28 protein-coding genes are annotated in these 25,145 nt (G+C 65.9%); 13 read left to right on the top strand and 15 right to left on the bottom strand.

Annotated elements, in window-relative coordinates; genetic code table 11:
• Window positions 1-17: 17 nt before the first annotated feature.
• On the bottom strand, window positions 18-1,193 hold the full coding sequence (gene macS / locus GV792_RS06135) for a MacS family sensor histidine kinase (RefSeq protein ID WP_175583119.1): 1,176 nt from the start codon (window positions 1,191-1,193) through the stop codon (window positions 18-20).
• Window positions 1,174-2,442 carry an AI-2E family transporter gene (locus GV792_RS06130; protein WP_309138601.1) on the bottom strand — a complete coding sequence of 423 codons (1,269 nt, stop codon included), beginning with the start codon at window positions 2,440-2,442 and terminating at the stop codon, window positions 1,174-1,176. The genes macS and GV792_RS06130 overlap by 20 nt, the downstream gene beginning before the upstream one ends.
• 197 nt (window positions 2,443-2,639) lie before the next feature.
• Here GV792_RS06130 and GV792_RS06125 point away from each other — a divergent pair, with 197 nt between their 5' ends.
• From GV792_RS06125 to GV792_RS06115, 3 genes are read left to right on the top strand one after another with little or no spacing between them, the layout of a single operon-like run.
• Window positions 2,640-4,160, top strand: coding sequence for an adenylate/guanylate cyclase domain-containing protein (locus GV792_RS06125; protein WP_175583120.1), 1,521 nt, complete (start codon window positions 2,640-2,642; stop codon window positions 4,158-4,160).
• Window positions 4,161-4,164: 4 nt separating this feature from the next.
• The gene (locus GV792_RS06120) at window positions 4,165-5,259 is read left to right on the top strand and encodes a lysylphosphatidylglycerol synthase transmembrane domain-containing protein (RefSeq protein ID WP_163822625.1); all 1,095 of its coding nucleotides are present in this window, start codon (window positions 4,165-4,167) and stop codon (window positions 5,257-5,259) included.
• Between the two features lie 48 nt (window positions 5,260-5,307).
• Window positions 5,308-5,679, top strand: a complete 372-nt coding sequence (locus tag GV792_RS06115) for a DUF3054 domain-containing protein (protein WP_163822624.1) — start codon at window positions 5,308-5,310, stop codon at window positions 5,677-5,679.
• Between the two features lie 7 nt (window positions 5,680-5,686).
• On the opposite strand, the gene GV792_RS06110 is transcribed toward GV792_RS06115, so the two are convergent.
• On the bottom strand, window positions 5,687-7,366 hold the full coding sequence (locus GV792_RS06110) for an NTF2-like N-terminal transpeptidase domain-containing protein (protein WP_175583961.1): 1,680 nt from the start codon (window positions 7,364-7,366) through the stop codon (window positions 5,687-5,689).
• Window positions 7,367-7,675: 309 nt separating this feature from the next.
• Between GV792_RS06110 and aroQ the strand changes: the two genes are divergently transcribed.
• Window positions 7,676-8,125 carry a type II 3-dehydroquinate dehydratase gene (gene aroQ, locus GV792_RS06105; RefSeq protein WP_163822622.1) on the top strand — a complete coding sequence of 150 codons (450 nt, stop codon included), beginning with the start codon at window positions 7,676-7,678 and terminating at the stop codon, window positions 8,123-8,125.
• Here the strand turns inward: aroQ and GV792_RS06100 are convergent, their stop codons facing one another.
• Complete coding sequence (locus GV792_RS06100) at window positions 8,126-8,578, bottom strand: nitroreductase family deazaflavin-dependent oxidoreductase (RefSeq protein ID WP_163822621.1); 453 nt, start codon at window positions 8,576-8,578, stop codon at window positions 8,126-8,128.
• Window positions 8,579-8,724: 146 nt separating this feature from the next.
• Here GV792_RS06100 and GV792_RS06095 point away from each other — a divergent pair, with 146 nt between their 5' ends.
• Entirely contained in the window at window positions 8,725-9,363 is a 639-nt protein-coding gene (locus GV792_RS06095) for a trimeric intracellular cation channel family protein (protein WP_163822620.1), read from the top strand.
• A 937-nt stretch (window positions 9,364-10,300) separates the two neighbouring features.
• Here the strand turns inward: GV792_RS06095 and GV792_RS06090 are convergent.
• The 3 genes from GV792_RS06090 to GV792_RS06080 all read right to left on the bottom strand — a co-directional run bounded on the left by GV792_RS06090 (window position 10,301) and on the right by GV792_RS06080 (window position 12,416).
• Window positions 10,301-10,774 carry a peroxiredoxin family protein gene (locus GV792_RS06090; RefSeq protein ID WP_163822619.1) on the bottom strand — a complete coding sequence of 158 codons (474 nt, stop codon included), beginning with the start codon at window positions 10,772-10,774 and terminating at the stop codon, window positions 10,301-10,303.
• Between the two features lie 136 nt (window positions 10,775-10,910).
• Window positions 10,911-11,450, bottom strand: coding sequence for an RNA polymerase sigma factor (locus tag GV792_RS06085; protein WP_309138598.1), 540 nt, complete (start codon window positions 11,448-11,450; stop codon window positions 10,911-10,913).
• Window positions 11,451-11,621: 171 nt separating this feature from the next.
• Window positions 11,622-12,416 carry an ArsR/SmtB family transcription factor gene (locus GV792_RS06080; protein WP_163822618.1) on the bottom strand — a complete coding sequence of 265 codons (795 nt, stop codon included), beginning with the start codon at window positions 12,414-12,416 and terminating at the stop codon, window positions 11,622-11,624.
• Between the two features lie 154 nt (window positions 12,417-12,570).
• Between GV792_RS06080 and GV792_RS06075 the strand changes: the two genes are divergently transcribed.
• From GV792_RS06075 to GV792_RS06065, 3 genes are read left to right on the top strand one after another with little or no spacing between them, the layout of a single operon-like run.
• Entirely contained in the window at window positions 12,571-13,500 is a 930-nt protein-coding gene (locus GV792_RS06075; protein ID WP_163822617.1) for an ABC transporter ATP-binding protein, read from the top strand.
• Window positions 13,497-14,348: an ABC transporter permease gene (locus GV792_RS06070; protein WP_163822616.1), complete on the top strand. Its 852-nt coding sequence runs from the start codon at window positions 13,497-13,499 to the stop codon at window positions 14,346-14,348. The genes GV792_RS06075 and GV792_RS06070 overlap by 4 nt, the downstream gene beginning before the upstream one ends.
• On the top strand, window positions 14,338-14,580 hold the full coding sequence (locus GV792_RS06065; protein WP_309138599.1) for a helix-turn-helix transcriptional regulator: 243 nt from the start codon (window positions 14,338-14,340) through the stop codon (window positions 14,578-14,580). Before GV792_RS06070 ends, GV792_RS06065 begins: the two co-directional genes overlap by 11 nt.
• A 1-nt stretch (window position 14,581) precedes the next feature.
• Here the strand turns inward: GV792_RS06065 and GV792_RS06060 are convergent, their stop codons facing one another.
• Both GV792_RS06060 and GV792_RS06055 read right to left on the bottom strand, forming a co-directional pair.
• A complete protein-coding gene (locus GV792_RS06060; RefSeq protein WP_309138600.1) occupies window positions 14,582-15,463 on the bottom strand; it encodes an NAD(P)-dependent oxidoreductase in 882 nt (293 codons plus the stop codon).
• 36 nt (window positions 15,464-15,499) lie between these two features.
• A complete protein-coding gene (locus tag GV792_RS06055) occupies window positions 15,500-16,435 on the bottom strand; it encodes an NAD(P)-dependent oxidoreductase (RefSeq protein WP_309138602.1) in 936 nt (311 codons plus the stop codon).
• 88 nt (window positions 16,436-16,523) lie between these two features.
• Here GV792_RS06055 and GV792_RS06050 point away from each other — a divergent pair, with 88 nt between their 5' ends.
• A complete protein-coding gene (locus tag GV792_RS06050; RefSeq protein WP_163822613.1) occupies window positions 16,524-16,877 on the top strand; it encodes a winged helix-turn-helix transcriptional regulator in 354 nt (117 codons plus the stop codon).
• Between the two features lie 125 nt (window positions 16,878-17,002).
• On the opposite strand, the gene GV792_RS06045 is transcribed toward GV792_RS06050, so the two are convergent.
• Window positions 17,003-18,136 carry a glycerate kinase gene (locus GV792_RS06045; protein ID WP_163822722.1) on the bottom strand — a complete coding sequence of 378 codons (1,134 nt, stop codon included), beginning with the start codon at window positions 18,134-18,136 and terminating at the stop codon, window positions 17,003-17,005.
• A gap of 205 nt (window positions 18,137-18,341) precedes the next feature.
• Between GV792_RS06045 and GV792_RS06040 the strand changes: the two genes are divergently transcribed.
• Entirely contained in the window at window positions 18,342-18,653 is a 312-nt protein-coding gene (locus tag GV792_RS06040; protein ID WP_163822612.1) for a GNAT family N-acetyltransferase, read from the top strand.
• Window positions 18,654-18,668: 15 nt separating this feature from the next.
• Here GV792_RS06040 and GV792_RS06035 read toward each other — a convergent pair whose 3' ends face one another.
• Window positions 18,669-19,097 (bottom strand): hypothetical protein, encoded by a 429-nt coding sequence (locus GV792_RS06035; protein WP_163822611.1) that lies wholly within the window; start codon window positions 19,095-19,097, stop codon window positions 18,669-18,671.
• A gap of 179 nt (window positions 19,098-19,276) precedes the next feature.
• Between GV792_RS06035 and GV792_RS06030 the strand changes: the two genes are divergently transcribed.
• Window positions 19,277-19,648, top strand: a complete 372-nt coding sequence (locus tag GV792_RS06030) for a YciI family protein (RefSeq protein WP_163822610.1) — start codon at window positions 19,277-19,279, stop codon at window positions 19,646-19,648.
• On the top strand, window positions 19,645-20,880 hold the full coding sequence (locus GV792_RS06025; RefSeq protein ID WP_163822609.1) for an RNA polymerase sigma factor: 1,236 nt from the start codon (window positions 19,645-19,647) through the stop codon (window positions 20,878-20,880). The genes GV792_RS06030 and GV792_RS06025 overlap by 4 nt, the downstream gene beginning before the upstream one ends.
• Window positions 20,881-20,887: 7 nt before the next feature.
• Here the strand turns inward: GV792_RS06025 and GV792_RS06020 are convergent, their stop codons facing one another.
• Window positions 20,888-21,649: a lysophospholipid acyltransferase family protein gene (locus GV792_RS06020; RefSeq protein WP_163822608.1), complete on the bottom strand. Its 762-nt coding sequence runs from the start codon at window positions 21,647-21,649 to the stop codon at window positions 20,888-20,890.
• A gap of 134 nt (window positions 21,650-21,783) precedes the next feature.
• Between GV792_RS06020 and GV792_RS06015 the strand changes: the two genes are divergently transcribed.
• Window positions 21,784-22,437, top strand: coding sequence for a YqgE/AlgH family protein (locus GV792_RS06015; RefSeq protein ID WP_163822607.1), 654 nt, complete (start codon window positions 21,784-21,786; stop codon window positions 22,435-22,437).
• 98 nt (window positions 22,438-22,535) lie between these two features.
• Here GV792_RS06015 and GV792_RS06010 read toward each other — a convergent pair whose 3' ends face one another.
• The 3 genes from GV792_RS06010 to GV792_RS06000 form a co-directional block, all read right to left on the bottom strand.
• The gene (locus GV792_RS06010; RefSeq protein WP_163822606.1) at window positions 22,536-23,339 is read right to left on the bottom strand and encodes an ABC transporter permease; all 804 of its coding nucleotides are present in this window, start codon (window positions 23,337-23,339) and stop codon (window positions 22,536-22,538) included.
• On the bottom strand, window positions 23,336-24,301 hold the full coding sequence (locus GV792_RS06005; RefSeq protein WP_163822605.1) for an ATP-binding cassette domain-containing protein: 966 nt from the start codon (window positions 24,299-24,301) through the stop codon (window positions 23,336-23,338). Before GV792_RS06005 ends, GV792_RS06010 begins: the two co-directional genes overlap by 4 nt.
• Before the next feature lie 189 nt (window positions 24,302-24,490).
• Complete coding sequence (locus GV792_RS06000; protein ID WP_163822604.1) at window positions 24,491-25,009, bottom strand: EXLDI protein; 519 nt, start codon at window positions 25,007-25,009, stop codon at window positions 24,491-24,493.
• Window positions 25,010-25,145: the final 136 nt, after the last annotated feature.

The following is a 25,145-nucleotide window of genomic DNA, read 5'->3' as shown; positions in this document are numbered from 1 at the left end:
CTCCCTCGTCCGGGTGCTCACCCACGTGGCACCCGGATTTCCCATTCGGTGCCGAAGCCGACACCGCCGGTTTCCTCGGTCAACAGTTCCGCAGTGCCGCCAAGCGTCGCGATCCGGCCGACGATGGACCGCGACACCCCCATCCGCCCTTCGCGTTCGGCCTCGGCCAGCCGGCCGGGCGCGATCCCGACACCGTCGTCGCGCACGCTGATGATCAGTTCGTCACCGGTGTCTTCCAGCAGCACATAGGCTTTCGCGTCCGGCCCGGCGTGAAGTCCGACATTCGACAGCGCGGTGGCGACGGCCGCCGCGATCTCGTTTGCCGCCAAGCGTCCGACCGGCACCGGATCGCCCGGTGTCGCCACGTTGACGGTCGGTGTGGCGTGTTCGGTCAGCAACGGCCGCAGATCGACTTCGGCCCCGCCCTCGTCGACGCGCGCGCCCTGTTCGGAGATCAGCACGCGCAGCGCCACCTCCTGCTCACCTGCCCGCCGCGCCAATTCTTCGGTGGGCCCACCGATTTCGGTACCGCGACGCTTGATATAGCTGAGCACCTGCAATACGCCGTCGTGCACCTGACGGGCCAGCCGTTCGCGTTCCTCGGTCGCTGCCGTCAACCGCACCGCCCGTTCCAGCTGACGTTGCGCAGCGCGGGCGGTATTCGCGGCGAGACCGAGCGCAAGCCCCACCGACACCAGAACCGGTGCGGTCGCGTCGGTCCATACGTCCTGCCCCCATTGATCCCGGACGGTGATGCTGGTCGCGGCGATCAGCACACCGGACAGGACACCGAACAACGGTCCGCGCAGAATCGCCGCGGAGATCACCGCATTGGTCGCCCACAGCGTCGTCGGCAGGGTCTGGTGGCCGTGGTACCAGTCGTAATCGGCGACCAACCGGGTCGAGGCCATCAGCGCGATCACCACCACATGGTCGCCGAGCACAACCCAGCCGCGCAGCCGGATGGCGTCGGGGAAATGCCACTGCGACAACATGATCGCCGATACGCCCGACCACACCGCCATCATGGCGATCAGCACCCAGCTCAGCCGCTGATTCTGGTAGTACGGCACCGAGGCGATCTGCTGCCCCACCGCGTACAGCAGCGTCACCAGCCGGAACGCCTGCGCAGCCCGCCACAGCGGGGCGGTCGCGGTGTCGGCGGCGCTCAGCTCAATCGTGCGGGGTCGCATCATCGGCTGTCACGGCATCATCGGTCGGCTTGTCCGGCCCCGTCGCCTCCGGTTCCGCCGTTGGCTCGCCTTGCTTGTCCGGGCCCGCCTTCCCCGATCCGAGCTTGCGCTGCGCCTCGGCCAGCATGGCCGACATATCGAACCGGCCGGGTTCGGGTTCATCCGGTTCGGCCGAGTACAACCTGCCGCGCTCGTCGTCGTCGGTGCGCAGTTCCTCGAACAACTCCTCCGGATCGTCGGTCAGCAACGACCGGATCGCGGTATTCATCACCGCGACGAATGGCACGGCGAGCAGACCACCCGCGATTCCGCCGAGCACCACACCCGCGGTGATCGCGAGCACCACCGCCAGCGGGTGGATGCTCACCGCCCGGCCCAGCAGTAGCGGCTGCAGCACGTGGCCTTCCAGCTGCATCACCGCAATGATGATGCCGAGCACGATCAGCGCGGTGACCAGGCCTTTGGTGACCAGTGCGATGAACACCGCGACGAAGCCGGCCAGAAATGCACCGATGATCGGGATGAATGCGCCGACGAATACCAGTGATGCCAGCGGCAGGGCCAGTGGAACGCCGAGGATCGCCAGCCCGGCACCGATGCCGATCGCGTCGACCGCGGCCACCGCCACCGTCGCGCGCACGAACCCGACCAGCGACCCGAAGCCGAGCTCACCAGCGGTACGCACTCGCTGCCGATGTGCCGTCGGCACGATCCTGGTGACGAAATGCCAGATCTGATCGCCGCCGTAGAGGAAGAAGATGAGGATGAACAGAGTGAGAAAGGTGCCGGTGAGGATGTGCCCGATCACCGTCGCGGTGGTCAGCGCCCCGCTGGTCAGCTCGTCTTGATTGGACTGGATGGTCTTGACCGCGGTGTCGCCCGCACTGCGGATCTGGTCCTCGCTGAGATGGATCGGTCCGTTGATCAGCCAGTTCTGCACCTCTTTGATGCTGTTGGTGAACTGATCGGTCAGCTGCGGCACGCCCTCGACGAACTGCTCGACGACAAAGGTGAGGATCCCGGCCACCAGCCCAAGCGAACCGACGAGCACGACGAACACGCCCATCCATCGCGCTATCCCCAGTCGCTGCATCCAATCCACCAGTGGGGCCAGCAGCGCGGCCGCCAACAGGGCGATGGCCAGCGGAATCACCACCGTCGCCAGGCGCTGCACCACCATGGCGAGCACGGCGATCAGCGCGAAGATGACGAGTAGTCGCCACGACCACTCCGCTGTCACCCTGACGATCGGATGTACCGCATCGGCTGCCGCCGACGCTCTCCCCTCCCGCTGTGCCGCCGACTTCGGCGTCGACCCCGCGGAACCTGACTTCGGCTCGGTCACCTTGCCGAGCTTATCGGCGCAGCCCCACCGCGCAGAGGATAGATGTTCGAAACGCTAGATTGGTGATCGTGTCAGCGCCCTTGGAAGCGGTCAAACAGACCATGCATACGCGCTGGCCGCTGTACTTGGCGTCGATGCTGCTTGCCAACGCGTTCGGCGCTGTGCTGGTGTGGGCGTTCATCCAGTACGGGCTGCCGGTGCCCGAAGGCGAGCTCGGCGGCCCGCGCCGGGTCGGCCTGCTGATCCCGGCACTGGTCTTCGCCATCGGCGGCCTGCTGAGCGTGGTGGCCTCGGCGTTGATGCTGCGGCCGGTGATGCGCTGGCAGGTCCGTGGTGGACCGCCGAGCAGACAAGAACAGATGGCCGCACTGCATGCGCCGCTTCGGCAGTCGATTCTGCATCTCGCGTTGTGGATCGTCGGCGGCGCGGTGCTGGCCTCGTTGATCATCGTCGACACACCCGAACTTGCCGGCGCGGTGATCGTCACCGAATGTATGGCCGCGACCATTGTGTTCGGCTTCACCTACATGCTCGGCGAACGCATCCTGCGCCCGGTCGCCGCCGAAGCGCTCACCGCGGGCACGTTCGATCAGACCCTGACCCCCGGCGTCGGCACCAGAATGGCCATGACCTGGGGAATGGGCACCTTCGCCCCGACCATCGCGATCGTGCTGCTGTGCGTCACCCAGATCTCCTCCGACATCAAATTCTCGGCGCAGTCACTTGCGGTGTCGATCCTGCTGCTGTGCGGTGTCGTGATCATGCAGGCGCTGGCGTTGTCCATGCTCACCGCCTCGAGCATCTCCGATCCGGTGCGTCAGCTGAGCCAGGCGATCAACCGGGTCCAGGCCGGCGCCCGTGATGTGCAGGTCGAGGTGTTCGACGGCAGTGAGATCGGTCTACTGCAGGTCGGCTTCAACCGCATGATGGAGGAGGCCGCCAAGCGTCAGCAGCTGCAGGAGCTGTTCGGCCAGCATGTCGGCGCCGAGGTGGCACAGCGCGCACTCGATTACGGCACCGAACTCGGTGGTGAGACGCGATTCGTCGCGGTGCTGTTCGTGGATATGGTCGGCTCCACCGCCACCGCCGCCGAGCGCCCGCCCACCGAGGTGGTGAGCCTGCTCAACGAGTTCTTCCGGGTCGTGGTCGACGTCATCGATCGACACCACGGATTCGTCAACAAGTTCGTCGGCGATGCCGCGCTGGCGATTTTCGGCGCGCCGCTGGATCGTCCGGACGCGCCGGGCGCCGCCCTCGCCGCGGCAAGGGAACTACGTGAGGCGCTGCGCGAAGTGCACGGCCTCGATATCGGTATCGGTGTTTCGGCTGGTCTGGCCGTCGCGGGAAATATCGGTGCGGCCAATCGTTTCGAATACACGGTCATCGGAGATCCGGTCAACGAGGCGTCCCGACTGACCGAGCTGGCCAAAGACCAGCCCGGTCGGGTGCTCGCCTCGGGCTCCGCGCTGTATTTCGCCGATGAAAGTGAGCAAGAGTTTTGGGTGAGCGGCGACGAGGTACAGCTGCGCGGACGCCGCAGAAAAACCAGATTGGCCTGGCCGAAGAACGGCGCCGAGGCGACCGACGGTGCAGACGAAGAACAGGTGCGTTCGTTAGGCTGACCGCGTGACGGCCAACGGTGCTCCAGCAGGCGATTCTGCCTCGCCTGCGGCTACCGCTGCGTCGATTCGGCGAAGATTCCGGTGGCTGAAATGGGTCGCTGGTGTGGCGTTGCTCGCATTACTGATCGGCGAAGCCATCTATCTGTGGCCGCGTTTGCACGAATCGTGGCGCACACTCACCGAAATCCATTGGGGCTGGGTCGCGCTGTGCATCGTATTCCAGGCGATGTCGATGAGCGGATTCGGGCGGGTGCAGAAACAGCTGCTCAATGCCGGTGGTGTCGAGGTCAGCCAGCGGAAATCCGTCGCCGTCGTCTACGGCGCGACCGCGATGTCGGTGACGCTGCCTGCCGGGCAGGTCTTCTCCACCGCCTTCACCTATCGGCAGACCAGGCGGTGGGGTGCGAGCCCGGTGGTGGCGTCCTGGCAGCTGGTGTTTTCCGGTGTGGTCGCCGCGGCGGGCCTGGCGCTGCTCGGTGTCGGCGGTGCGCTGCTGGTCGGCAACCGGGTGGGCCCGGTCAAGCTGATCGTTACGGTGCTGGCCATCGTCGCGCTGGTGTGGGCGGGCAATTACATCTCCAGCAATCCCGGTGCGCTCGAATTGGTACTGCGCAAATCGTTGGCGCTGGTGAACCGGGTACGCAAGCAGCCTGCCGACCACAGCATGGCCAAGGTCACCGAGATGCTGGCCCAGTTGGAGTCGGTCGATCTCGGCAAACGCGATGGCGCGTGGGTCGCCGGGTGGGCGCTGGTACACCGGTTCGCCGATGTCGCATGCCTCGGCGCCGCCTGTTATGCGGTCGGTGGAGATCCCAAGTGGGCGGGTCTGTTGATCGCTTTCGCCGCAGGTAAAGCCGTCGGCTCCATTCCGTTCGCGCCCGGCGGCATCGTCTACGTCGACGCGACCTTGATCTATGGCCTCACCGCCGCCGCGGGTCTGCCCGCCGCCCAGGCCGTCGCCGCCGCATTCGTCTACCGGTTGGTGAGTTTCATTCTGGTGGCGATCATCGGCTGGATCGTTTTCGCGTTCCTTTTCCGCACCAAACAGGCCGATGACGCGGAATACGAAAAGGAATTCGAACAGCGCCGCACCGTGTAGCCGTGGTGTCGCGGGGACCTTGTTGAAACAAACACTAAGCTGACCCGGGTGAGGATTTTCCTGCCGTTGGTGATCGATGCCCTGCTGGTGGTCCTGTTCTGTGCGATCGGACGGCAAAGTCACGATGAGGCGGTGCTCGCCGGATTGTTGCGGACGGTATGGCCGTTCGCGATCGGACTCGCGGTCGGCTGGGTGGTGGCGCTGGCCGCGGCAAGCCGGATGTACGGCGAGAGCTCCCGCTTCGACGGCAGTTCGCTCTGGCCCACCGGAGTCCTGGTCTGGCTCGGCACCTTCGGCGGCGGCATGCTGCTGCGTTCGATCAGCGGTCAGGGCACCGCGTTCAGCTTCATGCTGGTCGCGGGCGGTGTGCTCGCGTTCTTCCTGCTGGGCTGGCGCGCGGCGTGGACCGCGATCAACTGATCCCCGATCAGGGCTCGGGTGTGGTGAACGAGCGGAACATCCGGGCCGCCATGCGCACTGCCGCATCGCCGCCGTCCATAGCGTCGATGTGGACGGCGAAGGCCAGATCTCCCATCGTGGCGATCAACCAGCCGTCCTCACCCGCTTCGGCGACGAAGGCGGTGACCCCGCCGTACATCCGAAGCTCGTCCATCCGGGGATCGTTCATGCCGTCGCGCATCATGGTGCGCAGCCGATCGGTGACCGGCGCCGCCAGCGGATCCAGCTGAGCATCCGTTTCGCTGGGCCGCCCACGCTCGATCATGGGCGGCGGCACCGAGCCGCGCGCGATTGTCGCGGCAGCGATCGCCATCCCGAAGGGGCTGGCCAGGACCGCGTCCGCCCCGGCACCCTGCCGGACTTGCTCGGCGCTGCGCCCCGAGATCGCCAGCCGTCCGGTGACCTCGTCCAGACCCGGTACCCGGAAATCGACGCCGACGCCGAGCTTGGTCGCGGCCTCTGCGGCCTCCTGCACCGTGATATCCCCCGGCGCCTTGCCTTTTTCGACGGCCGCGATATTGCGGAACAGCTCGATGTTCGCGCCGACCGGGTACAGCCCGGTGAACGCTACCGGCCCGTGCTCGCTGGCATAACCGTTCTGGGCAACCGCGACCACCGCGCCGGTGGAGGGCTGTATCGCCACCAGCGATGCGGGGCTCGCGACGCTGACCACAGCATCCAAGGCGGCGCGCTGCAATTTCTGATCCATGGTCGCGGCGATATCCGGCCCGGCAGGGCCCTGTTCACCAGCCAGCTGGGTGATGAATCGGCCGTCCTTCTCGAACAACTGGACGCCCCACCCGGAGTGCGCCTGCTGGCTGTCCTCCCATACCTCGACCAGTCCGTCCAGCATCGGAGAACGCACCCGCCGGTCGACGGAGATGACCCGCGGCTGCTTTTCCATCACCACACCGGGGATGGGCGCCATACGAGGCTCGAGGATGTTGAAGTCGCCGTCGCGCAGGCTGACCGCGATGATCGGCTTACCCTGCGAGGATGCAAGCTGCTGCATCAGATACGGTCCGGTGATCAGCGAGGCGACCGGTTCGATCACGGCGGCCAGGGCGTTCGTCGAGGCAACCGGATCGGGCATCAGGGCGGGATCCAGTTTGATCACGTTGATCGTCTGCTCGGCCATCAGCGGTTCGCCGACGATGTCCACCACGCGCGGTGGCGGCTCAGGTGTGGTGCGCACCAGCTTGACGTCACGGTTGTGGCTCAACTGCGGCATGACGATCGCGGGATCCCAGGAGATCCGCCAGCCGATGGCGAGCTTGCGCACCGAACCTTCGATGCTGTAGCTCCAGTCCTTGCCCTCGCCGAAGTTCCAGTCGACGTCCATGCTGAACAGACCCGACGCGGGGTCGAGTTCGATGAATTGGGTCTTCTCGTAGTCGACTTCGCCCGATTCCAGGCCTTCGAACATTTGCTTCAGGGTTGCCGAGGCCGCAGTGGGGTACGACGTCAGCTCCGCGGCGGCCGCGTAGTCATGGTCGTCGAGCATCTCGGTAAAGCGCTCGACCACAGCCTCGGCTTCGTTCGGCTGCTCACCTAAACCACACGATCCCATCGCGAATACCAGAACCGCCACCCCCGTGAGGGCCAGTGCGCCCCGGAAGCGAAAGCGGCGGGATCCCCACACATCCATGTCGCCCACTCTTCACTCTTGTCACTCCAGTAACAAGACCACCGTACCTGATCAATCCCTGTATGCGGCGCCCCCGGACCCGGGAACGCAACCCGTGCACAACGATCCCAATTGTGCCCGATCGCTCCCGTCTTCGAGGCCGTTCACCAACGTCGTCCGGCGGTCCGAAGACAACCGGCGCCGCTACCGTACCGGCAGACGTCACGCCGTGTGCACATACCACCGAACTCGGCGTTTCTCCAGAGATACCCGCGGCGGCCCGCCGCCAATCGCGGAGGTCGACGCCGACGGATCGGTAAGGTTGCCGGCATGCCCGAAACCGCTGCGCCGAACCTGCCGATCCTGGTGCTGAACGGACCGAACCTGAACATGCTCGGTGTCCGCCAGCCGGAGATCTACGGTTCGGAGACGCTCGACGACGTGGTGGAACTGTGCACTCGCACCGCCACCGGGCTCGGCCGCGAGGTGCAGGCCTTCCAGTCGAACTCCGAGGGCGCCCTGATCGACCGGATCCATCAGGCTCGCGGGGCGGTCTCGGGAATCGTGATCAATCCCGGTGGGCTCACCCATACCTCGGTCACGCTGCGCGACGCGCTGGTGATTCCGGAGGTTCCGATCGTCGAGGTGCACGTCAGCAATGTGCATGCCCGCGAGGAGTTCCGGCACCACTCCTTCATCTCCCCCATCGCGACGGCGGTCATCGCGGGTATGGGCGTCTTCGGCTACGCCGCCGCCATCGAATTCCTGATCCGCCGCTGATCAGGCGAGACGGAACACCGGGAAGCCCGGCGCGACCGCGGCCAGCTCCGCATCGGTGGAGTCCTTGGTGATGCCGTCGAAGAACCGGCCAACCTCCCAACCCCAGCGCTTCAGGTAGAGGCGGAGCAGCGGCACCTTGTCGGCGTCGTCGACCTCGCTCGCGGTGAAGGCCTCCACCTTCCGCCCGAGCCGCAGTTCACCACCACCGGCCACCCGCAGATTCCGCACCCACTGGGTATGTCCGCGCGGTGCGACCAGGTAGCGCGCCCCGTCGGCGTCCATCACGTTGACCATCGTCATCCGCCACTCGCCACTCTTGCGTCCACGCACGGCGAGCAGTCGCGAGCCCATCACGCTGATCCCCAGCTTGGGCAGCAGATTCGCGATCCGGTTCATGGTCGCCTCACCCCGGCCAGGGCCGATGTATCGGTTGGTCGCGTTGTTGCCGGTCATTTCCGCCTCCTTGTGAGCATCGCTCTCTGTTGAGATCAACAGTCGCACACTGCGGCATCAACGTCAAGAGCGGTGCTCTCTTTTTGTTCTCAATACTGGTGTGTCGCCCGAGGGCCCTTCTGCCATAACTGGTGGACGATGTGCGGGTGGAGGCGGCCGATCTGAACGATTTGTTCCTTGTGCTCGATCTGAGCGGAGTACTCGCGAACGCGATATTGGGCGGAGTGCTCGCTCGCGCGGAGCGGTTCGACCCGATCGGCTTCGTGACCCTGGCGATCCTGTCCGGGCTCGGCGGCGGCCTCATCCGCGACACGCTGCTGCAGCGCGGAACTCCGATCGCGCTGACCAACTACGCCTACCTCATGATCGCGTTGATCGGCGCGCTGATCGCCTTCGTGCTGCTGATCGAAGGCAAGCTCTGGGACCGCACGTTCCTCTTCGTCGACGCCGCAGCCCTCGGCTGCTGGGCCGCCACCGGCGCACAGAAAACGCTCGCAGTGGGATTGGGCTGGCTGCCCGCCGTGCTTCTCGGCACCATCACCGCCGTCGGAGGCGGCATGGTCCGCGATATCGTGCTCCGCCGAACCCCTCGAATCTTCGGCGGAAACACTCTCTACGCGACGGCCGCGCTCGCGGCGAGCATTGTGATGGTCGCGATCAGCAGCGCGGGCCACCCCACTATCGGCATGATCTGTGCGACCGGCCTCGGCGCCGGACTGTGCCTCATCGCGCATTGGCGCGGATGGACGCTTCCGGAAAGCCTGCCCCGGCGAGTCGAAGGATGACCGCCGGGGCCGTGAGCTGGCGATTCGAACCTACTGCTACGCGGCCGGTGAGGTAGTGACAGTCGACGCGGGAGCTGACGAGGATGTCGGCGCGGGCGTGGTCTCTGCCGGCGGGGTCGTCGTGGTCGGGGCGGGACGAATCGGGTCCGGGCACTTGCCGTCCCGCATACCGATCTTGTTGATCTCGTCGGCCGACCGCGGATCACCTGTGTAGTCGATCTCGCCCGCGCAATTCGTTGGCGCACCACATTGGCCGGGGCCGCAGTTGTCGGTGCCGCCCGGCGGCGTCTCTCCGCATTGGCCAGGTCCGCAATGATCGTGCCCGCAGAACCCTGGCTCACACGGGGGGAAATGCTCCGTCGGATGCGCGTTTTCCGGGTCCGCGTGGGGGCCCGACCCGTCCGGTTGCGAGCCCGCGGGCTGCCCGGAACCGCCGCCATCACCCTGTCCGCCGGTAGACCCACTGTCTCCGGACTGCCCACCGCTCTGCGACCCGCCCGGAGGCTCCTTCGCTGCACCGGACTTGGTAGGAGCAGCTGTCTTCGTCGCGGTGACCGAAGCCTTCGTCACCGTGCTCGAACCCGGCACATCAGAGTCCGAGCCTCCCGACGAACACGCGCCGAGCACCAACGCCAGCGCTAGCACGCCGAGCGCCACTCCTATCACCACACGCAACCGACTACCGGCCCGCATCATTCGCACCCGTTCTCTTCCTACTGCTACTGAACCGTCACGGGTAAAGGGACCTGCGTCGGATCGACCGAACCACGAACCGCCCAACCCGCACCGGTGCGCGACGGGGGTCATGATCTGTCAACAATCAGAATCATCCACTGCGGTCGACCGCCCGAGGCTCCCCAGATCTGGCGATACTGGAGCAGGCCGACGTGACCGATGGGGTCGATTTCCCAGCCGACCGGCCACATCGTGGCGCCGGTCACGAGCGAGTTCCGCTCCGCATGGAATCGACGGCGGCGAGAATGCCCTTCTTGTCGTAGCTGCTGGTGGGCAGGGTGGCACCGTGGGCGTGGCGGATGATGCCGTCCCGGTCGACAAGGATTGTGCCCGACTGCTGCATCGAGCCGAAGACGGTGCGGGTCAGGCCGATCGACTCGTGCGGGGTCCGATCCGAGCCGACCAGAACAGAAAAGGGGATGCCGCGCTTGGTTTTCCAAGCCAGGGCGCGATCGCGGTCCTCGGGCACCGCGATATGGACACGGATGCCCTCGGCGGCGAACTCGTTTCGGCGCGCGACGAGGTCACGAACGTGGCTGTTGCAGATCGGGCAGGACGTCGACCGCATGAAGTACATGAGTGCGCTGTGCGTGCCGAGGTGGTCGGAGAGGCGCCATACCTGCCCGGCGGTGTCTTCGAGTTCCACTGCTGGTGCGGGGGATCCGGATGTGAGCATGGGGGACTTCCTTCGATTCGGGGGACGATTTCACGCATCGCGGCATGCGAAGGTCGATCACTGGTGCGAGCGACGGCTCGCGGGTCGGTCGTGCGTTCGACGCCGAGAGGGCCGCTGCCGCGCGGGCGATAACGGACTACAGATTCGAGCTCAGGTCGTCTCGGATCGCGGTACGGGCGCGGTGCAGCTGTGACTTCATTGCCGCGGTGCTCAGGCCGAGCGCTTCGGCAGTCTCGCGTCCGGGGTAGCCGAGCACATCGCGCATGATCAGGACCCTGCGCTGGAGGTCGGGTAGTGATGTGATCGCCCGGGTCAGCTGATCGGTGTCGAGGCGGCGCAGGACTTCGTCCTCAGCCGAGACGACCGTATCGGCTCCGGCAAGCTCAACCAGCGGGTTGCGGTCGAGCACGCGGCGGGCGCGGCGTAGGCATTCGTTGCGCACGATGCGGAACATCCACGAGGCGATCGCTGCCGCGGTACGCAGCGTCCCGATCTTGCGATACAGGGTGATCAAAGCCTCTTGCGCAGCGTCTTCGGCGTCGGCGGAGGAGGCGCACAACTGGTGCGCGAATCGCCGCACATGCGGATGGGCGCCGGAGACGATCGCGGAGATCGCCTCCCGGTCACCGTTCTGGGCCGCTACCACGAGCTGCTCGCCAGCCCATCCGCGTTCCACCCCATCCACCTCCTCGAGGATCGCGCGCGGTGGATGGTGATGGCGCGACCACATAGGCATGGCTCGCGGCCGCTGTCTCGGTTCGACTGTCACAACCATAAGAGCATTCGAGACCGAGAAAGGATTCGAACGAGTGGAAATCCGTCCCTGAGAATTGCCGCCTACCGGCTGCTATTCGGCGGGTTCGGGCATTACATCCCCGGTTTCCAGCAGAGTCTTGAGACTCGAGAGGATGGCTGGCCAACCGCCCTGGATGCCTTCGAGGATGCGGCTGCCGGGTTCGAAGCCGTCGTGCACGACGGTCAGCTTCACGATGTCGCCCTGAGGTTCGAGCTCGAAGGTGACCTTGGATCGCGGTTCAGCGGACCACTCGGCGAGCTCGGCGGTGTCCATGCCGAATTCGGCGGCGAATTCCGGACCGATGGTGTGCCAGGTGTAGGAGAGCCGGCGCGGAGGATCGGACTCGAGTACCACTTGTTCCGGGTCTTTGCCGACCCAATTGCGTTGCTTCCACACCATTTCCGAGCCGGTCTGCCAGTCGGTATCGAAGGTGGCACCCCAGTACCGGCTGGTGAAAGCGGGGTCGGTGAGGGCCTGCCAGAGCTTCTCCGGCGTGGTCTTGATGTAGGTGGTGTAGACGAATTCGGTGTCGCTCATCGGACTGGCCTCCAATGCGGTTTTCAGGTCGGCGAGGGTGTTCACCCGCGCGCGGTGATAGCGGTTGATCCAGCGGTCGGCGATGGCGTTGATGGGTTCGGCGTTGAGGTAGTGCAGTTTTTCCCGGCCGCTACGTCGGGTGATCACCAGATCGGCGGCCTCGAGGACGGCCAGATGCTTGCTGACCGATTGGCGGGCCATATCCAGTCCCGCACACAGTTCCCGCAGGCTCTGACCATTGCGAGCCTGGAGGCTGTCGAGCAGTCGTCTGCGGCTGGGGTCGGACAGCGCTTTGAATACCTCGTCCATCGCCATTCTCTCTCATATGCAGCCATTTGGGTGCATAAATGCAGAATAGGCAGCTGATTGGCTGCATGTCAACCATAGGCAACAAAGCATTGTCACTGCGAAATGTAGTAGGTATGCTACAAATCATCACCAACCCACGACAGGGAGGGATACCATGACAGTGGGTGATGGCGTAGTGCTCAACGTCGAGAAACTGCGCATGCGCTACGGCACCGAGGACGTCCTCAACGACGTCACGTTCCAGGCGCGACACGGCGAAGTTCTGGTCATGCTCGGACCCAACGGCGCGGGCAAGACCACAACCATCGAAATCCTGGAGGGTTTCCGCGCACCATCGGCCGGGCGGGTCGAAGTACTCGGCGTCGATCCGGTGCACGGTGACGAGGCCTGGCGCTCGCGCATCGGAGTGGTCCTGCAATCGTGGCGTGACCACAGCAAATGGCGGGTGCGGGAATTGCTGGCCTACCTCGGCTCTTTCTACGGCCCCTACAGCACCGACGCCACGAGGCGGCCGTGGGACGCCGACGAACTCATCGCATTGGTCGGCCTCACCGAACACGCCGGCGCCAAGGTCTCGACCCTGTCCGGCGGGCAACGCCGCAGGCTGGACGTGGCGATCGGCGTCGTCGGCAAGCCCGAGGTGCTGTTCCTGGACGAGCCGACCGCCGGTTTCGACCCGGAGGCCCGCCGCGAATTCCACGACCTGGTACACCGCCTGGCCGACGAACAGCAGACCACCATCCTGCTCACAACGCATGATCTGGACGAGGCGGAAAAGCTCGCCGACCGCATCCTGATCCTGGCCGGTGGCCGGATCATCGCCGACGGTTCAGCTGACGAATTGGCGCGCCGGGTATCGGTGGACGCCGAGGTTCGCTGGACCAGGGACGGCCAGCGGTTCGTGCACACCACCGCCGAATCGACCAAGTTCGTCTACGAGCTGTTCCAGCAGTTCGGAGCGGAGGTCGGCGAACTGGAGGTGCGCCGCGGTTCGCTCGAGGAAACATATGTGGCCCTGGTCCGCCACTTCGAGTCCGGGTCGGAACAGGCGGAGATCCACGCCATCGAGGAGGTTGTGCGATGAACCCAACCATGGTCGCGATTCGGGCGGGATTCACCCGGACCCGGATCGAGTTGCGGATGCAGTTCACCAATACCGAGGATCTCGCCGGTGTTCTCCTCACCCCGATCCTGCTGCTGATCGCGTTGTTCTTCATGCGCAACGGCACGTTCCAGGAAACCGGTTTGAAGCTCGGCGCCCTGGCATTGCCCGGCATACTCGGGATGATCATCGGGTTCAACGGGTTGTACAGCATCGCCCAGTACCTGGTCCTTGATCGCGAGGACGGCACCCTGCTCCGGGCCAAGGCCACGCCCAACGGCATGATCGGCTACCTGATCGGCAAGATCGGTGCCAGCGCCGGAGCGGTGCTCGCCCAGGTGGTTATCCTGCTGGGCGTGGGCATGGTGATCGTGGGGGGTGTGTCGCTCGACAGCGTCGGGTCCTGGCTGACGTTGGTATGGGTGCTTGCGCTCGGCCTGCTCGCCGTGCTGTCGATCGGTGCGATCGTCGGTTCGGTCTTCGACGATCCCCGTGGACTGTTCTTCTTCACCATGCCGCTGATGGGGCTGGTCGCCATCTCGGGCATTTTCTATCCGATCACCGGCCTGCCCGGCTGGTTGCAGACCGTCGGGCAGGTGTTTCCGATGTACTGGATCGGACTCGGTATGCGCTCGGCGCTACTGCCGGCGGACGCGGAAGCGGTCGAGCTCGGCCAATCCTGGCGACATCTGGAAACTGCTGCGGTACTGGGAATCTGGGCAGCTGCCGGACTGCTGATCGCCCCGATCGTGATGCGCAGGATGGCCCGGCGTGAATCGGGAGCCGCGATGGCCGAGCGACGCGAGAAGGCGTTGCAGCGTGCCTACTGAGGTCATTTACAACCGGATCGCGATGTTGCGGGCCGAGCGCGGCATCTCCCGGCGCGAGCTCGCGGAAGCACTCGGCGTGCACTACCAGACCATCGGATATCTGGAGCGCGGCGAGTACAGCCCGAGCCTGCATCTGGCCTTGCGGATCGCGGAGTATTTCGAGGTGACGGTGGAGGTGATCTTCTCCACCGCCCCCTTCCCGCGACTCGGATCGTCCTCGGAGACGGCCTGATTCACACCGTGTGCCCGCGAAACAGCCGGAACGTCGGAATCGGCGTTCCGGCTTCCACGCTTTCGGCGATCGCCCGCCGCCAGTAGGCGGACACCGTTTCCGCCAGGGTGGTGTCCACACCGGCCGCCGCACCGGTTTCCACGACATGGCGCGCGCCGGCATCCATCATCCGCAGATGCGCCAGATCGCCCCAATCTCCGGCTTCAGCCCTGCCCGACCAGGCGGCATACAGTTCCGCGACCGACCCAAGCGAACGCTGCGCATACGGCAGGAACCGGGAGATCTCCGAGCCCGAGCGTTCGATGATCGCCATCGCTTGCTCGTAGCCGAGCAGCAGGGGCGTGAACAGCGCGAACATCGCCTGGTAGTACAGCTGAGCGAGGCCGTCGTCGGAACCCAGATACTCGGGCACGCCCAAGGGCCGCAACAGGTCCCGATGCTTGTCGAAGACCTCCTCCGGCCCGCTGTAGAAGACGTAAGCGGTCGGGCCTGCCAGTTCCGCCGGTTGCGCCATGACACCGCCGGCGAGGAATCGACCGCAGCGCGAGCGGACCCACGCTGCTGCGCGCCGGGTGTTCTCGGGTGAGTCCGACGACAAGTTGACCACGACCTTGCCGTTCAACTGATCAGCCACCGGGGTGAGTACGTCGTACATCGCCTCGTAGTGGGTCAGGCTGAGCACGATCACCTCGCTGGCCGCGAGAGCATCGGCGACGCTGTCCGCGCGTATCGCGCCGAGATCGACCATGGCGTCGGTTTTGGCTGCGGTGCGGTTCCAGACCGTCACCGCGACACCGTCATCCAGGTAGGCGCGAGCTATCGCCTGACCCATCGGCCCGAGTCCGATCACCGTCACCGAACGAGTGGCGCTGTGTCGAGACACGATGTGCATGCCTATCTTTCGATGCTCGAGCGGGCGTCAGCCCTGTTCATTGCGCAAGAGCTGGAACATGGACACCGGGGTACCGGCCTCCTCGCTCGCAACGATGGCCTTGCGCCACAACGATTGCGCGGTGTGCGACAGCACCGCATCGACGCCGACCTCCTCGCTGGCGTCGATGATGTGCTGGGCGCCCGCGTCCATCATCTTCAGGGCCGCCAGATCACCCCAGCCGCCGGCCTTCGCCTCCTTCGCGTATTCCTCCATGAAGAACGGGTAGGCGCCGGCCGAGCGAATGGCGTATGGCAGGAACTGCTCGATATCGTGGCCGGAACGCTCGACCACAGCCAGAGCCTGGTGGTAGGCCAGGATCCACGGGTGGAAGGTGACGAGCAGCGCCTGGTAGAAGACCTGCGCGAGACCGTCATCGGTGCCGAGGTACTCCTGCGGGCTCAGGGGGCGCAGGAGTTCGGCGTGCGCGTCGAACACCTCGCGCGGCCCACTGTAGAAGACGTACGAGGCCGGGTGCTCGATATTGTCGCCCGCCGACATGAATCCGCCGGAGAAGAACTCGGCGCCGTGCGATCGCACCCAGGCACCGCCCGCGCGCGCCTTCTCCGGTGAATCCGACGACAGATTCGCGATGACCTTGCCCGCGAGATGGTCGGTGGCCTGGCCGAGCACGTCGTACATGGCGTCGTAGTGGGTCAGGCTCACCACGATCACCTCGTTGGCATCGAGCGCCTCGGCGACGGTGGTCGCACGCTTGGCGCCGAGTTCCACCATGGCGTCGACCTTGGCGCTGCTGCGGTTCCACACCGTCACCTCGGTGCCCGCCTTCAAGAATGCCCGCACCATCGACTGACCCATCGGGCCGAGGCCGATGACCGAGACCGAGGCGGTGCTGCCCTGCTGCTGAGACATGTGCTGATCCTTCGAAAGTCGATACGATTGTTTGCCGGCGTCGGTGTCGATGTTTCATCTACGCAGGTAGAAGTCACAAGAACGCACGTGCGGGTACGGTTGCTAACGTCGAGGTCCGTATCGAGGTCAGGAGGATCCAGTGACGACCGACAGTGGTATGGATCACAACATTTGCGGGATGAGCGTGGCGATCGATGTCGTCGGCGGTAAATGGCGATTGCACCTGATGTGGGTGCTCAGCGATGGGCCCCGCCGCTTCAGCGAGATCCGCCGCCTGCTCGAGGGCGTCAGCGAGAAGGTGCTCACCGAGAACCTGCGCCACCTCGAAACCTCCGGCGTCGTGCGCCGCGAGGTGTTCCCGGAGATCCCGCCCCGCGTCGAATACTCGCTCACCCCATTGGGCGCCGAACTCGCGGAAGCGCTCCGCCCATTGGAAGAGTGGGGCGATCGGCATCGCGGCGTGCTGTTCACGAACCTGTCGGCGGCGAGTTAGGGCATCCGAGAACAGGCGATCACGGTCGGGAAGGGCTCGACCACGATCGCCCGGGGGAGCGGATGACCCTCGGTCAGCGCGATCTGGTTCTGCCCCGGATCGCCGCGCGGCCCGACAACCCTTGACTAGCCCCGGCTCCGACCGTCGAGTTGTTCGACGGCGATCCTGGCTCCGAGCTGTTCGAGCAGCGCCGCGGCTTCGGCGATCGAGCGTTCGGGATCGGGTTGCAGTTCGGCGAGGGTGTGGCCGACGGCGAATCCCGCGGTGGCGATCTGAGCGACGGTGAGTTCGGAGCGTCCCGCGACGGCCACGACGGGAATGCCAGCGGCGCGCGCGGCGGCCGCGACGCCCATCGGCGCTTTGCCGTGCAGGGTCTGCTCGTCCAGGCAGCCCTCACCAGTGACGACCAGTGTGGCTGATTCGAGCACAGCGGTGAAGTCGAGGAGTTCGAGCACGACCTCGATTCCACTGCGCAGCTCGGCCCCGAGGAGGGCCATGGCCGCGAAGCCGGTCCCGCCCGCCGCGCCGGCGCCGGGACGCCCGGCGAACTCGCGTCCGGTGAGCAATGCCCAATTGCGCAGTGCGGCTTCGAGAAGCGCCATGTCCTGACGACTTGCGCCTTTCTGTGTTGCATACACCGTGACCGCACCCGACGGGCCGAGCAGCGGGTTGTCCACATCGCTCGCCACGATGATCTGCGCGGCGGCGAGTCCCGGATGCAGACCGCGTGGATCCCACCGCTTCGCGTCCAGTAACGACGCTCCACCCCTTGGCAATTCGCGCCCGTCCGGCCCGATCACCTTCGCCCCCAGACCTGTCAGCATGCCTGCACCACCATCGGTCGATGCACTGCCGCCGAGCCCGAGGACGATCCGTGTGGCGCCCGCATCGAGCGCATGTGCGATCACAACTCCGAGCCCGAAAGTGCTGGCGTTCAACGGGTCCGGTCGCCCGCCAGGAAGTTTGGCCAGGCCGGCGACGGCGGCGAGCTCGATGACCGCCGTCTCGCCGTGCACCGCATAGGAGGTGTCCAAAAGTTCACCTGTCGGCCCCGGCGCGCGTAGCAAGACCCGTGTCCACCCGGCCGACACGAACGCATCGACGGTCCCGTCCCCACCATCGGCCACTGGAACACGAACCACCCGAGCATCCGGTCGCACCTGCCCGATACCCGTGGCCAGCGAATCCACCACCTCGGCGGCCGTCAGCGAACCCTTGAACTTGTCCGGGGCGAGCACGATCGTCGGCACCGACTCCATGTCGAGGATTCTCCGCCGCCGACCCTGCCTGCGCACCCCCGGCTGGGGTTGCCCACCGATCACGCCACCGGCGGGCACCCGATCCCGCAGCCACATCGCTTCCTGCCGCGGTTGTTCCGATCCCGGCACGCCCGACAGACGGCGGATCCTCGTCGACCACACGTTGCGATGTGTCCCGGACGCCCGCGTGGAGTAGCTTCGAGCCATGTCGACAGAGGTCCGTAACAACACCGCACTGGAACGCTTCGAGATCTACGTCGACGGCGCGATCGCCGGGTACGCGGAGTACCAGGACACCGGTGCCGAACGCGCATTCGTGCACACCGAGATCTACTCCCAGTACGAGGGCCAGGGCTATGGCCGCGTTCTGGTCGAGACCGCCCTGAACCAGACCCGCTCCGACCACCTCGGCGCCCTCCCCATGTGCCCGATGGTGCGGCATTTCGTCGAAACCCGCCCCGAGTACCTGCCGATGGTCCCGCACTGGGCACGCGGCAGGCTCGGTCTGCCGCAGTAGGTTTCACACGAGGCGTCAGATGCGGGTCATCGTCGACGCGTAACCGCCGCCGCCCGGGTAGACCCATTCGCCTGTGACGGTCGTGCCTTCGGCGTCGAAGGTGCCCTTGTAGTAGGCCGGGCTGCCCTTGGCGCCGCCCCAGATGGTCAGCGTGTCACCGTCGAGTCCGTAGACGTAATCGAAGGTGTTGCCGAGCGAGTCGTAATACCGCGAGTACACGTCCTCGCCGGTGGGCTCCCCGAAAGGGCGCAGTTTGCCGATGACTTCCATCCCAGTGACCGGCTCACCGAACTGGGTGAGGTCGATGTGCTGAAGCAGGAAGAACCGGCCGGGCATCCATTCGTACCGCACGGTGCCTTCCGCGCCGCCGGTGACTTTCCAGGTTCCGACCAGGCGATCCAAACTCTTGACCTCGGGGCTGGGCTGCTGCTGCAAGTCGTTCATTTCTTCCTCCTATGTGGGGGTGTTTGCTGCTACCTCGGAACGGCGCCACCGACCTCGACACCCAATAGATGTGATCTGAATCACAATGCCGAGTAGTCGAAAAGCGTCGAGCGGCTCCGAGGTGGCAGCGAGGGCATGTGCCTAACGTGATCATCGACATCGACGTAGGAGGACTTCACGTGAAATACCTGCTGCTCGGCTACACCCCGGCCGCCGCATGGAACGCCGCCACCGCAGATACCCCTTCGGAGGAGGCGCTGGCCGCGTTCGCCACCTACCAGCGGCTGGAACAGGAGCTGATCGCCGCCGGTGAGCTGGTCACCACCGAAGGTCTCGGTCACCCGGCGACCAGCACAACCATCCGTGCCACCTCCGATGGTGTGGTCGCGACCGACGGCCCATTCGCCGAACTGAAGGAGGTTCTGGCCAGCTTCGCCGTGATCGACGTGTCCAGTCACGAACGCGCCGTGGAGATCACCACCGGCATCGTCGAAGCACTCGGCGAACCGATCGAGATCCGGCCGATCATGGGCGAGGACTTCACCGCATGACATCCGCGATCGAGGACCTGCTGCGCGCCGAGGCGCCGCAGGTCCTCGGTGCGCTGGTCCGTCGTTTCGGACGGTTCGATATCGCCGAGGACGCGGTCCAGGAGTCACTGCTGGCCGCCGCCCAGCAGTGGCCTGACGACGGAATTCCCGACAACCCGCGCAGCTGGCTCATCCGGATCGCCTATCGGCGGATGGTCGACCTGCTGCGCTCCGACCAGGCCCGTCACCGCCGCGAGCTGGAAGCCGGAGTCGCCCAGTTGGCAATGGCCGAACCGGCGCGAGCCGCGCGAATCACCGACGCCGACGACAGTCTCACCCTGCTGCTGTTGTGCTGTCACCCCGCACTCGGCCCCGCCTCCCAGGTGGCGCTCACCCTACGTGCGGTCGGCGGTCTCACCACGGCCGAGATCGCCCACGCCTACGGCACGACCGAGGCCACCATGGGCACGCGGATCAGCCGCGCCAAACAGCGATTGGCCACAGCGGGTGCGCGCTTCACCCCGCCCGCCGATGCCGACCGCGACGCCCGCATGGCCTCGGTCATGCGGGTGCTCTACTTGATCTTCAACGAGGGCTACACCGCCACAGCAGGCGCGGAACTCGCCCGTGTCGACCTGACCCGTGAAGCCATCCGGCTGACCCGCATGCTCCGTGCCACGCTCCCCGAGGACGCCGAAATCGTCGGCCTGCTCGCATTGATGCTGCTCACCGACTCTCGTCGCAGTGCCCGCACCGATACCGGCGAACTGATCCCGATGGAGGAGCAGGACCGCTCACGGTGGAGTCGCGCACTGATCGACGAAGGCACCACACTCATCGACAGCGTCTGGAACCAGGGACAGGCGGGCCCGTACCAAATCCAGGCCGCGCTCGCCGCGGTGCATGCCGCGGCGATCGCGCCGGAGCAGACCGACTGGCCCCAGATCGCCATGCTCTACCTGTGGTTGGAACACCTCACACCCACGGCGCCGGTCCAGCTCGGCCGGGTGGTGGCGGTGGCGAGAGCATATGGGCCCGCACGCGGCCTTGCCCTGCTCGACGACCTCGATCGGCGCCACCGTCTCGACCGGAATCCGTTGACCCAGCAACGGGAGCGGGCAGTCCGCGCCCATCTGTTGTTGCAGGCCGGCGAAACCACTGCCGCGGCCGTGCTCTTCCGGCAGGCCGCTGATATGACGAGCAATGAGGTCGAACAGCGCTACCTACGCGACAAGGCGGACCACCTCGACTGAGCCGCGTTCAGTACGCCGCGACGGCTCCGTCCAAAGCCAGCTGCAGATCGCTGCGCACCAACCGCGCGATCTCCGCGGGACGGGCAGGCAGTTCGGTGATCGGCACGCTGAAGTAGAAGCTTGCCGACTTGGCTTCGTCCTTGGTCGGCTCGATCGCCGGATCGGCGCGCGGCCCGTAACTGAGGCCGATGTTGAGCAGTGCGGGTTCGGTGCCGAGCTTCATGGTGCGGAAAGCGATGTGGCCGATGCCGCTGCCGATCGGCTGCACCTGGGTCGGATCGACGTCGTTGCAGGTGCCTTCGGGGAACACCGCGATGCCGTCACCGTCGTGGAGGCGTTCGGCGCAGATGTCCATCATGCGCTGGCCGGCCGCGTTCACCGCGCGCAGGCCGTGGTCGCGGCCGCGGAAGACGGGGATGCCGCCCATCATGTCGATCTTGCGGCGCTGATCGCGTTCGAGGAACAGCTCGTCTTTGGCGAGCACGCGCACCTTGCCGATGATCGGGCGGAGTTCGCTACGCCAGGCTGCCGCGGCCACGGTGTACGGGTCGAGCTGGGAGAGATGGTTGATCGCGATGAGCAGTGGTTTGCGGGAGCGGACCAATTCCGTGATCCGCGCCCGTGCACCTGTGGCGTAGCTGATGCGCGGCCGGAAACGCCGCCCGAGCAGCGCGTATGCCGCGCGCGCTTGGAACCGCCGCTGCTGGTGTGCGCGGTAGTAGTCGTACACGGCGTCACTGTTGTCGAGGACGACCTCGGGCGGTTGCATGTCGCCGACTCTACGACGCGGCCCCACCCGGTCGACTGGCATGTTGATCTTGTCACGCTCGCGTCGGGGGTTCCCCGCGACACGGAACGCGAAGACAAGCGGCGCGACGGCGCGATAACTGCGATGATGACGGAGTGGCACGCGCAGAAGACCCGGATGATCGGCAAACTCGCGGCGGTCGCGGCGGTGGCGATGAACAGGGCCGGCGCAGTTCCCACCGCGGCGAACAGATAGTCCGCGCGGGCACCCTGCTGGTGTCCTCGACCGAACTCGTGGAGCCGACCTTCCGCCGCACCGTCATCTACATCATCGAGCACAACGATGCGGGCAGTCTTGGCGTGGTCATCAACCGGCCGAGCGATACCGCCGTCCACGATGTGCTGCCGCAGTGGGCCGAGGTCGCCGCGGCGCCGCGCACCCTGTTCGTCGGCGGCCCGGTCAAACGCGATGCCGCGCTGTGCCTCGGCACGCTACGGGTCGGTGCTTCCATCGATGGTGTCGCGGGCCTGCGCCGCATCGACGGCCGGATGGTGTTGATCGACCTCGACAGCGACCCAGCGGTGGTCGCCCCGCTGGTGGAGGGGATCCGCGTCTTCGCCGGTTACGCGGGCTGGACCTTCGGCCAGCTGGAGGGCGAACTCGAGCAGGACGACTGGATCGTGCTCTCGGCCCTGCCGAGTGATCCCATCACCACGCGCCGCACCGACCTGTGGGCGCATGTGTTGCGCAGGCAGCCGCTGCCATTGTCGCTGCTGGCCACCCACCCGATCGAGCTCGAGCGCAACTGAGGTCGGCAAGGCGGACAGGGCACCACGCAGCCCGTGCCGAAAGCCCCTGAACACGCCGACGATCCCCCGCCGGGGACGGGGGATCGAGGGGGCCGTGTTCAGCGGGATTGCCGCTTGAACAATGTCATCGACCACAGGTAGCCGGTGGCCGCGATGCCGACACACCAGCCGAGCGCGATGATCCCATTGGCGCCGATCTCGGTACCCATCAACAGTCCGCGAACGGTTTCGGTGATCGGCGTGAACGGCTGGTATTCGGCGAACCAGCGCAGCACGGTCGGCATGGTGTCGGTGGGGACGAGGCCGCTACCGAGGAAGGGCAGCATCACGATCGGGAAGGGCATATTGCTCGCGCTCTCCGGATTCGGCGCAACGAGCCCGAACGCAACGGCCAGCCAGGTGAAGGCGAACACAACGAGCAGCAGCAGTCCGATCACCGCCACCCACTCGATCGGGGTCGCATCGGGGCGGAAGCCCATCAGCATGGCCACCCCGAGCATGCCAACGAGTGCGAACGCGCCCTGGATCAGCGTGCCGACGACGTGCCCGGTCAGCATGGCCGATTGAGCGATCGACATCACCCGGAACCGGTTGACGATGCCCTTGGTCGCATCGGTGGCAAGGGATACCGCCACCGAGACGGTCAGGTAGGCCGGGAGCAGCAGCAACATGCCCGGTGCCAGGTAGTCGATGTATTTCGCGCCCGGTTCGAGGCCGGCTTCCAGGGCTCCACCGAAGACGTAATTGAAGATCATCATGAGCACGATCGGCATGATCAGAATGCTGAAAGCCATACTCGGATAGCGCCTGACGTGCAGCAAGTTGCGGCGCAGCATGGTCAGCGAGTCCGTCATGGTGCCGGTGAATCTACTGGGCTCGGCCTGCCAGGTTGCGGTGGTCATCGCACGGGCTCCTTGTCTGCGACGGGGGATCCGGTCAGGGTGAGAAAGACGTCGTCGAGGTTGGGGGTGTGGACCGACAGTCCTTCAGCGGGGATGTGGAATTCGTCGAGACGGTCGAGCACCGATCGCACCGAACCGATTCCGCCGTCACTGGGAACGGCGAGGGTGAGCTCGTCGTCGACCGGGCGGGCCGCCGAACCGAAGGCCGTGGTCGCCGCGTCCAGATCGGCGCGATCGGCGAACTGCAACCGGATGTGCCCACCGGGAACGAGCCGCTTCAGCTCCGATGCGGTGCCTTCAGCGACGATGCGGCCATGGTCGAGGACGGCGATGCGGTCGGCGAGCTGATCGGCCTCCTCCAGGTACTGGGTGGTGAGGAAGACGGTGACGCTGTAGTCGTCGACCAGTTCTCGGATGATCTCCCAGATCGACCGCCTACTGCGGGGGTCGAGCCCGGTGGTCGGTTCGTCGAGGAAGATGATGCGCGGGTCGCCGACCAGCGTCATCGCCAGGTCGAGCCGCCTGGTCATGCCGCCGGAGTAGGTGGACGCGGGCTTGTCGGCGGCCTCGACGAGGTCGAAGCGCTCGAGCAGTTCCGCCGCCAGGTTTCGGCCGGCCCGCCGGGGCAGATGGTTCAGATCCGCCATCAGCACCAGGTTTTCCCGGCCGGTGAGCAGCTCGTCGACGGCCGAGAACTGGCCGGTCACGCCGATCGCGGTGCGCACCGCGTCTCGGTCGGTGGCGAGATCGTATCCGCCGACCTGGATCTCGCCGCCGTCGGCGCTGATCAAGGTGGTGAGGATCTGCACAGTGGTCGTTTTGCCCGCACCGTTGGGGCCGAGCAGGGAGAAGATCGTGCCTTCGGGCACGTTCAGATCGATGGCATCGAGTACCACCTTGTCGCCGTAGGCCTTTCGGAGTCCCGAGGCCCAGATTGCCGATGCGCGTCCACCTGTGGACATGGCCTTTCCTTCCACGAATTTCTCATAAAATAATGCGAATGACAGCATGAATACTCCGCACCGCTCCCCGAGGGGGCGGCGTTCTCGGATGTGGATGTTCAGTTAGGCGGTCGGCGGATCGCCGAGCACGCCGTCACGCCGATGGCCGAGCAATCGGCAGGCGAGACCGCAGTGGAGACGACCTGCGCCTCAGATGTCCAGCTCTTCGATCGGCGGGCGGTCCGCGATATCGGCGACCCGCTCATAGAGCTTGTCCGGCATCTTGCCTTTCAGTTCGGCGAGGGAATCAACGATTTCCAGGATGAAATCACCCCAATCCTGATCGCCGACGCCGAGCATGCGCCGCCAGCTCTTCCAGTCTTTCCAGCCGTTCATGGCTATGTCCGGCACTTCGTCCCAGTTGGAGTACTGGGCATGCAGGACGAACTTGCCCTTGCGGCTGCGGAAAACCCGAACGTGTTCGGTGCGGGTGTCGTTGACATCGCGCCACTCCCCGAGCAACGCACCCTCGAACCGCACCTGCCGGGCACCGTTGTGGCCGACCCGGAGCACGATGTCCTCGAACCCCTCCTGCCTGCCCTCCTCCAGCTCGATGAACCGGCGCAATGCGGTGACAACGGCCCCCGACAGATTGCCGCCGACGAGCTCCTGCGCCCGCTGGAACAGGGCTAGGTCGTCGTCGGCAACGTAGATCGTCTTGTTGGGCATGACAGTGACTATACGTAGATGTATACGTACACGCAAGTGCTCCGCGAAAAGTGCCCTCGATCAGGCTGAACCGTGACGCGACCGGCCCCGTATCTCCTCATGGGCGGTGCACGGCGCTGCCGACTCGGCGCGGCAA

It is taken from the genome of Nocardia cyriacigeorgica (assembly GCF_010868145.1).
GTDB classification, from domain to species: domain Bacteria; phylum Actinomycetota; class Actinomycetes; order Mycobacteriales; family Mycobacteriaceae; genus Nocardia; species Nocardia cyriacigeorgica_D.
This window is presented reverse-complemented; position numbering and strand designations above follow the sequence as displayed.

What these genes read in the sequence shown, in the direction of transcription:
- macS (WP_175583119.1), bottom strand. Translation starts at nt 1,193, where the DNA reads ATGCGACCCCGCACGATTGAGCTGAGCGCCGCCGACACCGCGACCGCC.
- GV792_RS06125 (WP_175583120.1), top strand. Translation starts at nt 2,640, where the DNA reads ATGCATACGCGCTGGCCGCTGTACTTGGCGTCGATGCTGCTTGCCAAC.
- GV792_RS06110 (WP_175583961.1), bottom strand. Translation starts at nt 7,366, where the DNA reads ATGGATGTGTGGGGATCCCGCCGCTTTCGCTTCCGGGGCGCACTGGCC.
- aroQ (WP_163822622.1), top strand. Translation starts at nt 7,676, where the DNA reads ATGCCCGAAACCGCTGCGCCGAACCTGCCGATCCTGGTGCTGAACGGA.
- GV792_RS06100 (WP_163822621.1), bottom strand. Translation starts at nt 8,578, where the DNA reads ATGACCGGCAACAACGCGACCAACCGATACATCGGCCCTGGCCGGGGT.
- GV792_RS06090 (WP_163822619.1), bottom strand. Translation starts at nt 10,774, where the DNA reads ATGCTCACATCCGGATCCCCCGCACCAGCAGTGGAACTCGAAGACACC.
- GV792_RS06080 (WP_163822618.1), bottom strand. Translation starts at nt 12,416, where the DNA reads ATGGACGAGGTATTCAAAGCGCTGTCCGACCCCAGCCGCAGACGACTG.
- GV792_RS06075 (WP_163822617.1), top strand. Translation starts at nt 12,571, where the DNA reads ATGACAGTGGGTGATGGCGTAGTGCTCAACGTCGAGAAACTGCGCATG.
- GV792_RS06070 (WP_163822616.1), top strand. Translation starts at nt 13,497, where the DNA reads ATGAACCCAACCATGGTCGCGATTCGGGCGGGATTCACCCGGACCCGG.
- GV792_RS06045 (WP_163822722.1), bottom strand. Translation starts at nt 18,136, where the DNA reads ATGGAGTCGGTGCCGACGATCGTGCTCGCCCCGGACAAGTTCAAGGGT.
- GV792_RS06040 (WP_163822612.1), top strand. Translation starts at nt 18,342, where the DNA reads ATGTCGACAGAGGTCCGTAACAACACCGCACTGGAACGCTTCGAGATC.
- GV792_RS06035 (WP_163822611.1), bottom strand. Translation starts at nt 19,097, where the DNA reads ATGAACGACTTGCAGCAGCAGCCCAGCCCCGAGGTCAAGAGTTTGGAT.
- GV792_RS06025 (WP_163822609.1), top strand. Translation starts at nt 19,645, where the DNA reads ATGACATCCGCGATCGAGGACCTGCTGCGCGCCGAGGCGCCGCAGGTC.
- GV792_RS06020 (WP_163822608.1), bottom strand. Translation starts at nt 21,649, where the DNA reads ATGCAACCGCCCGAGGTCGTCCTCGACAACAGTGACGCCGTGTACGAC.
- GV792_RS06010 (WP_163822606.1), bottom strand. Translation starts at nt 23,339, where the DNA reads ATGACCACCGCAACCTGGCAGGCCGAGCCCAGTAGATTCACCGGCACC.
- GV792_RS06005 (WP_163822605.1), bottom strand. Translation starts at nt 24,301, where the DNA reads ATGTCCACAGGTGGACGCGCATCGGCAATCTGGGCCTCGGGACTCCGA.
- GV792_RS06000 (WP_163822604.1), bottom strand. Translation starts at nt 25,009, where the DNA reads ATGCCCAACAAGACGATCTACGTTGCCGACGACGACCTAGCCCTGTTC.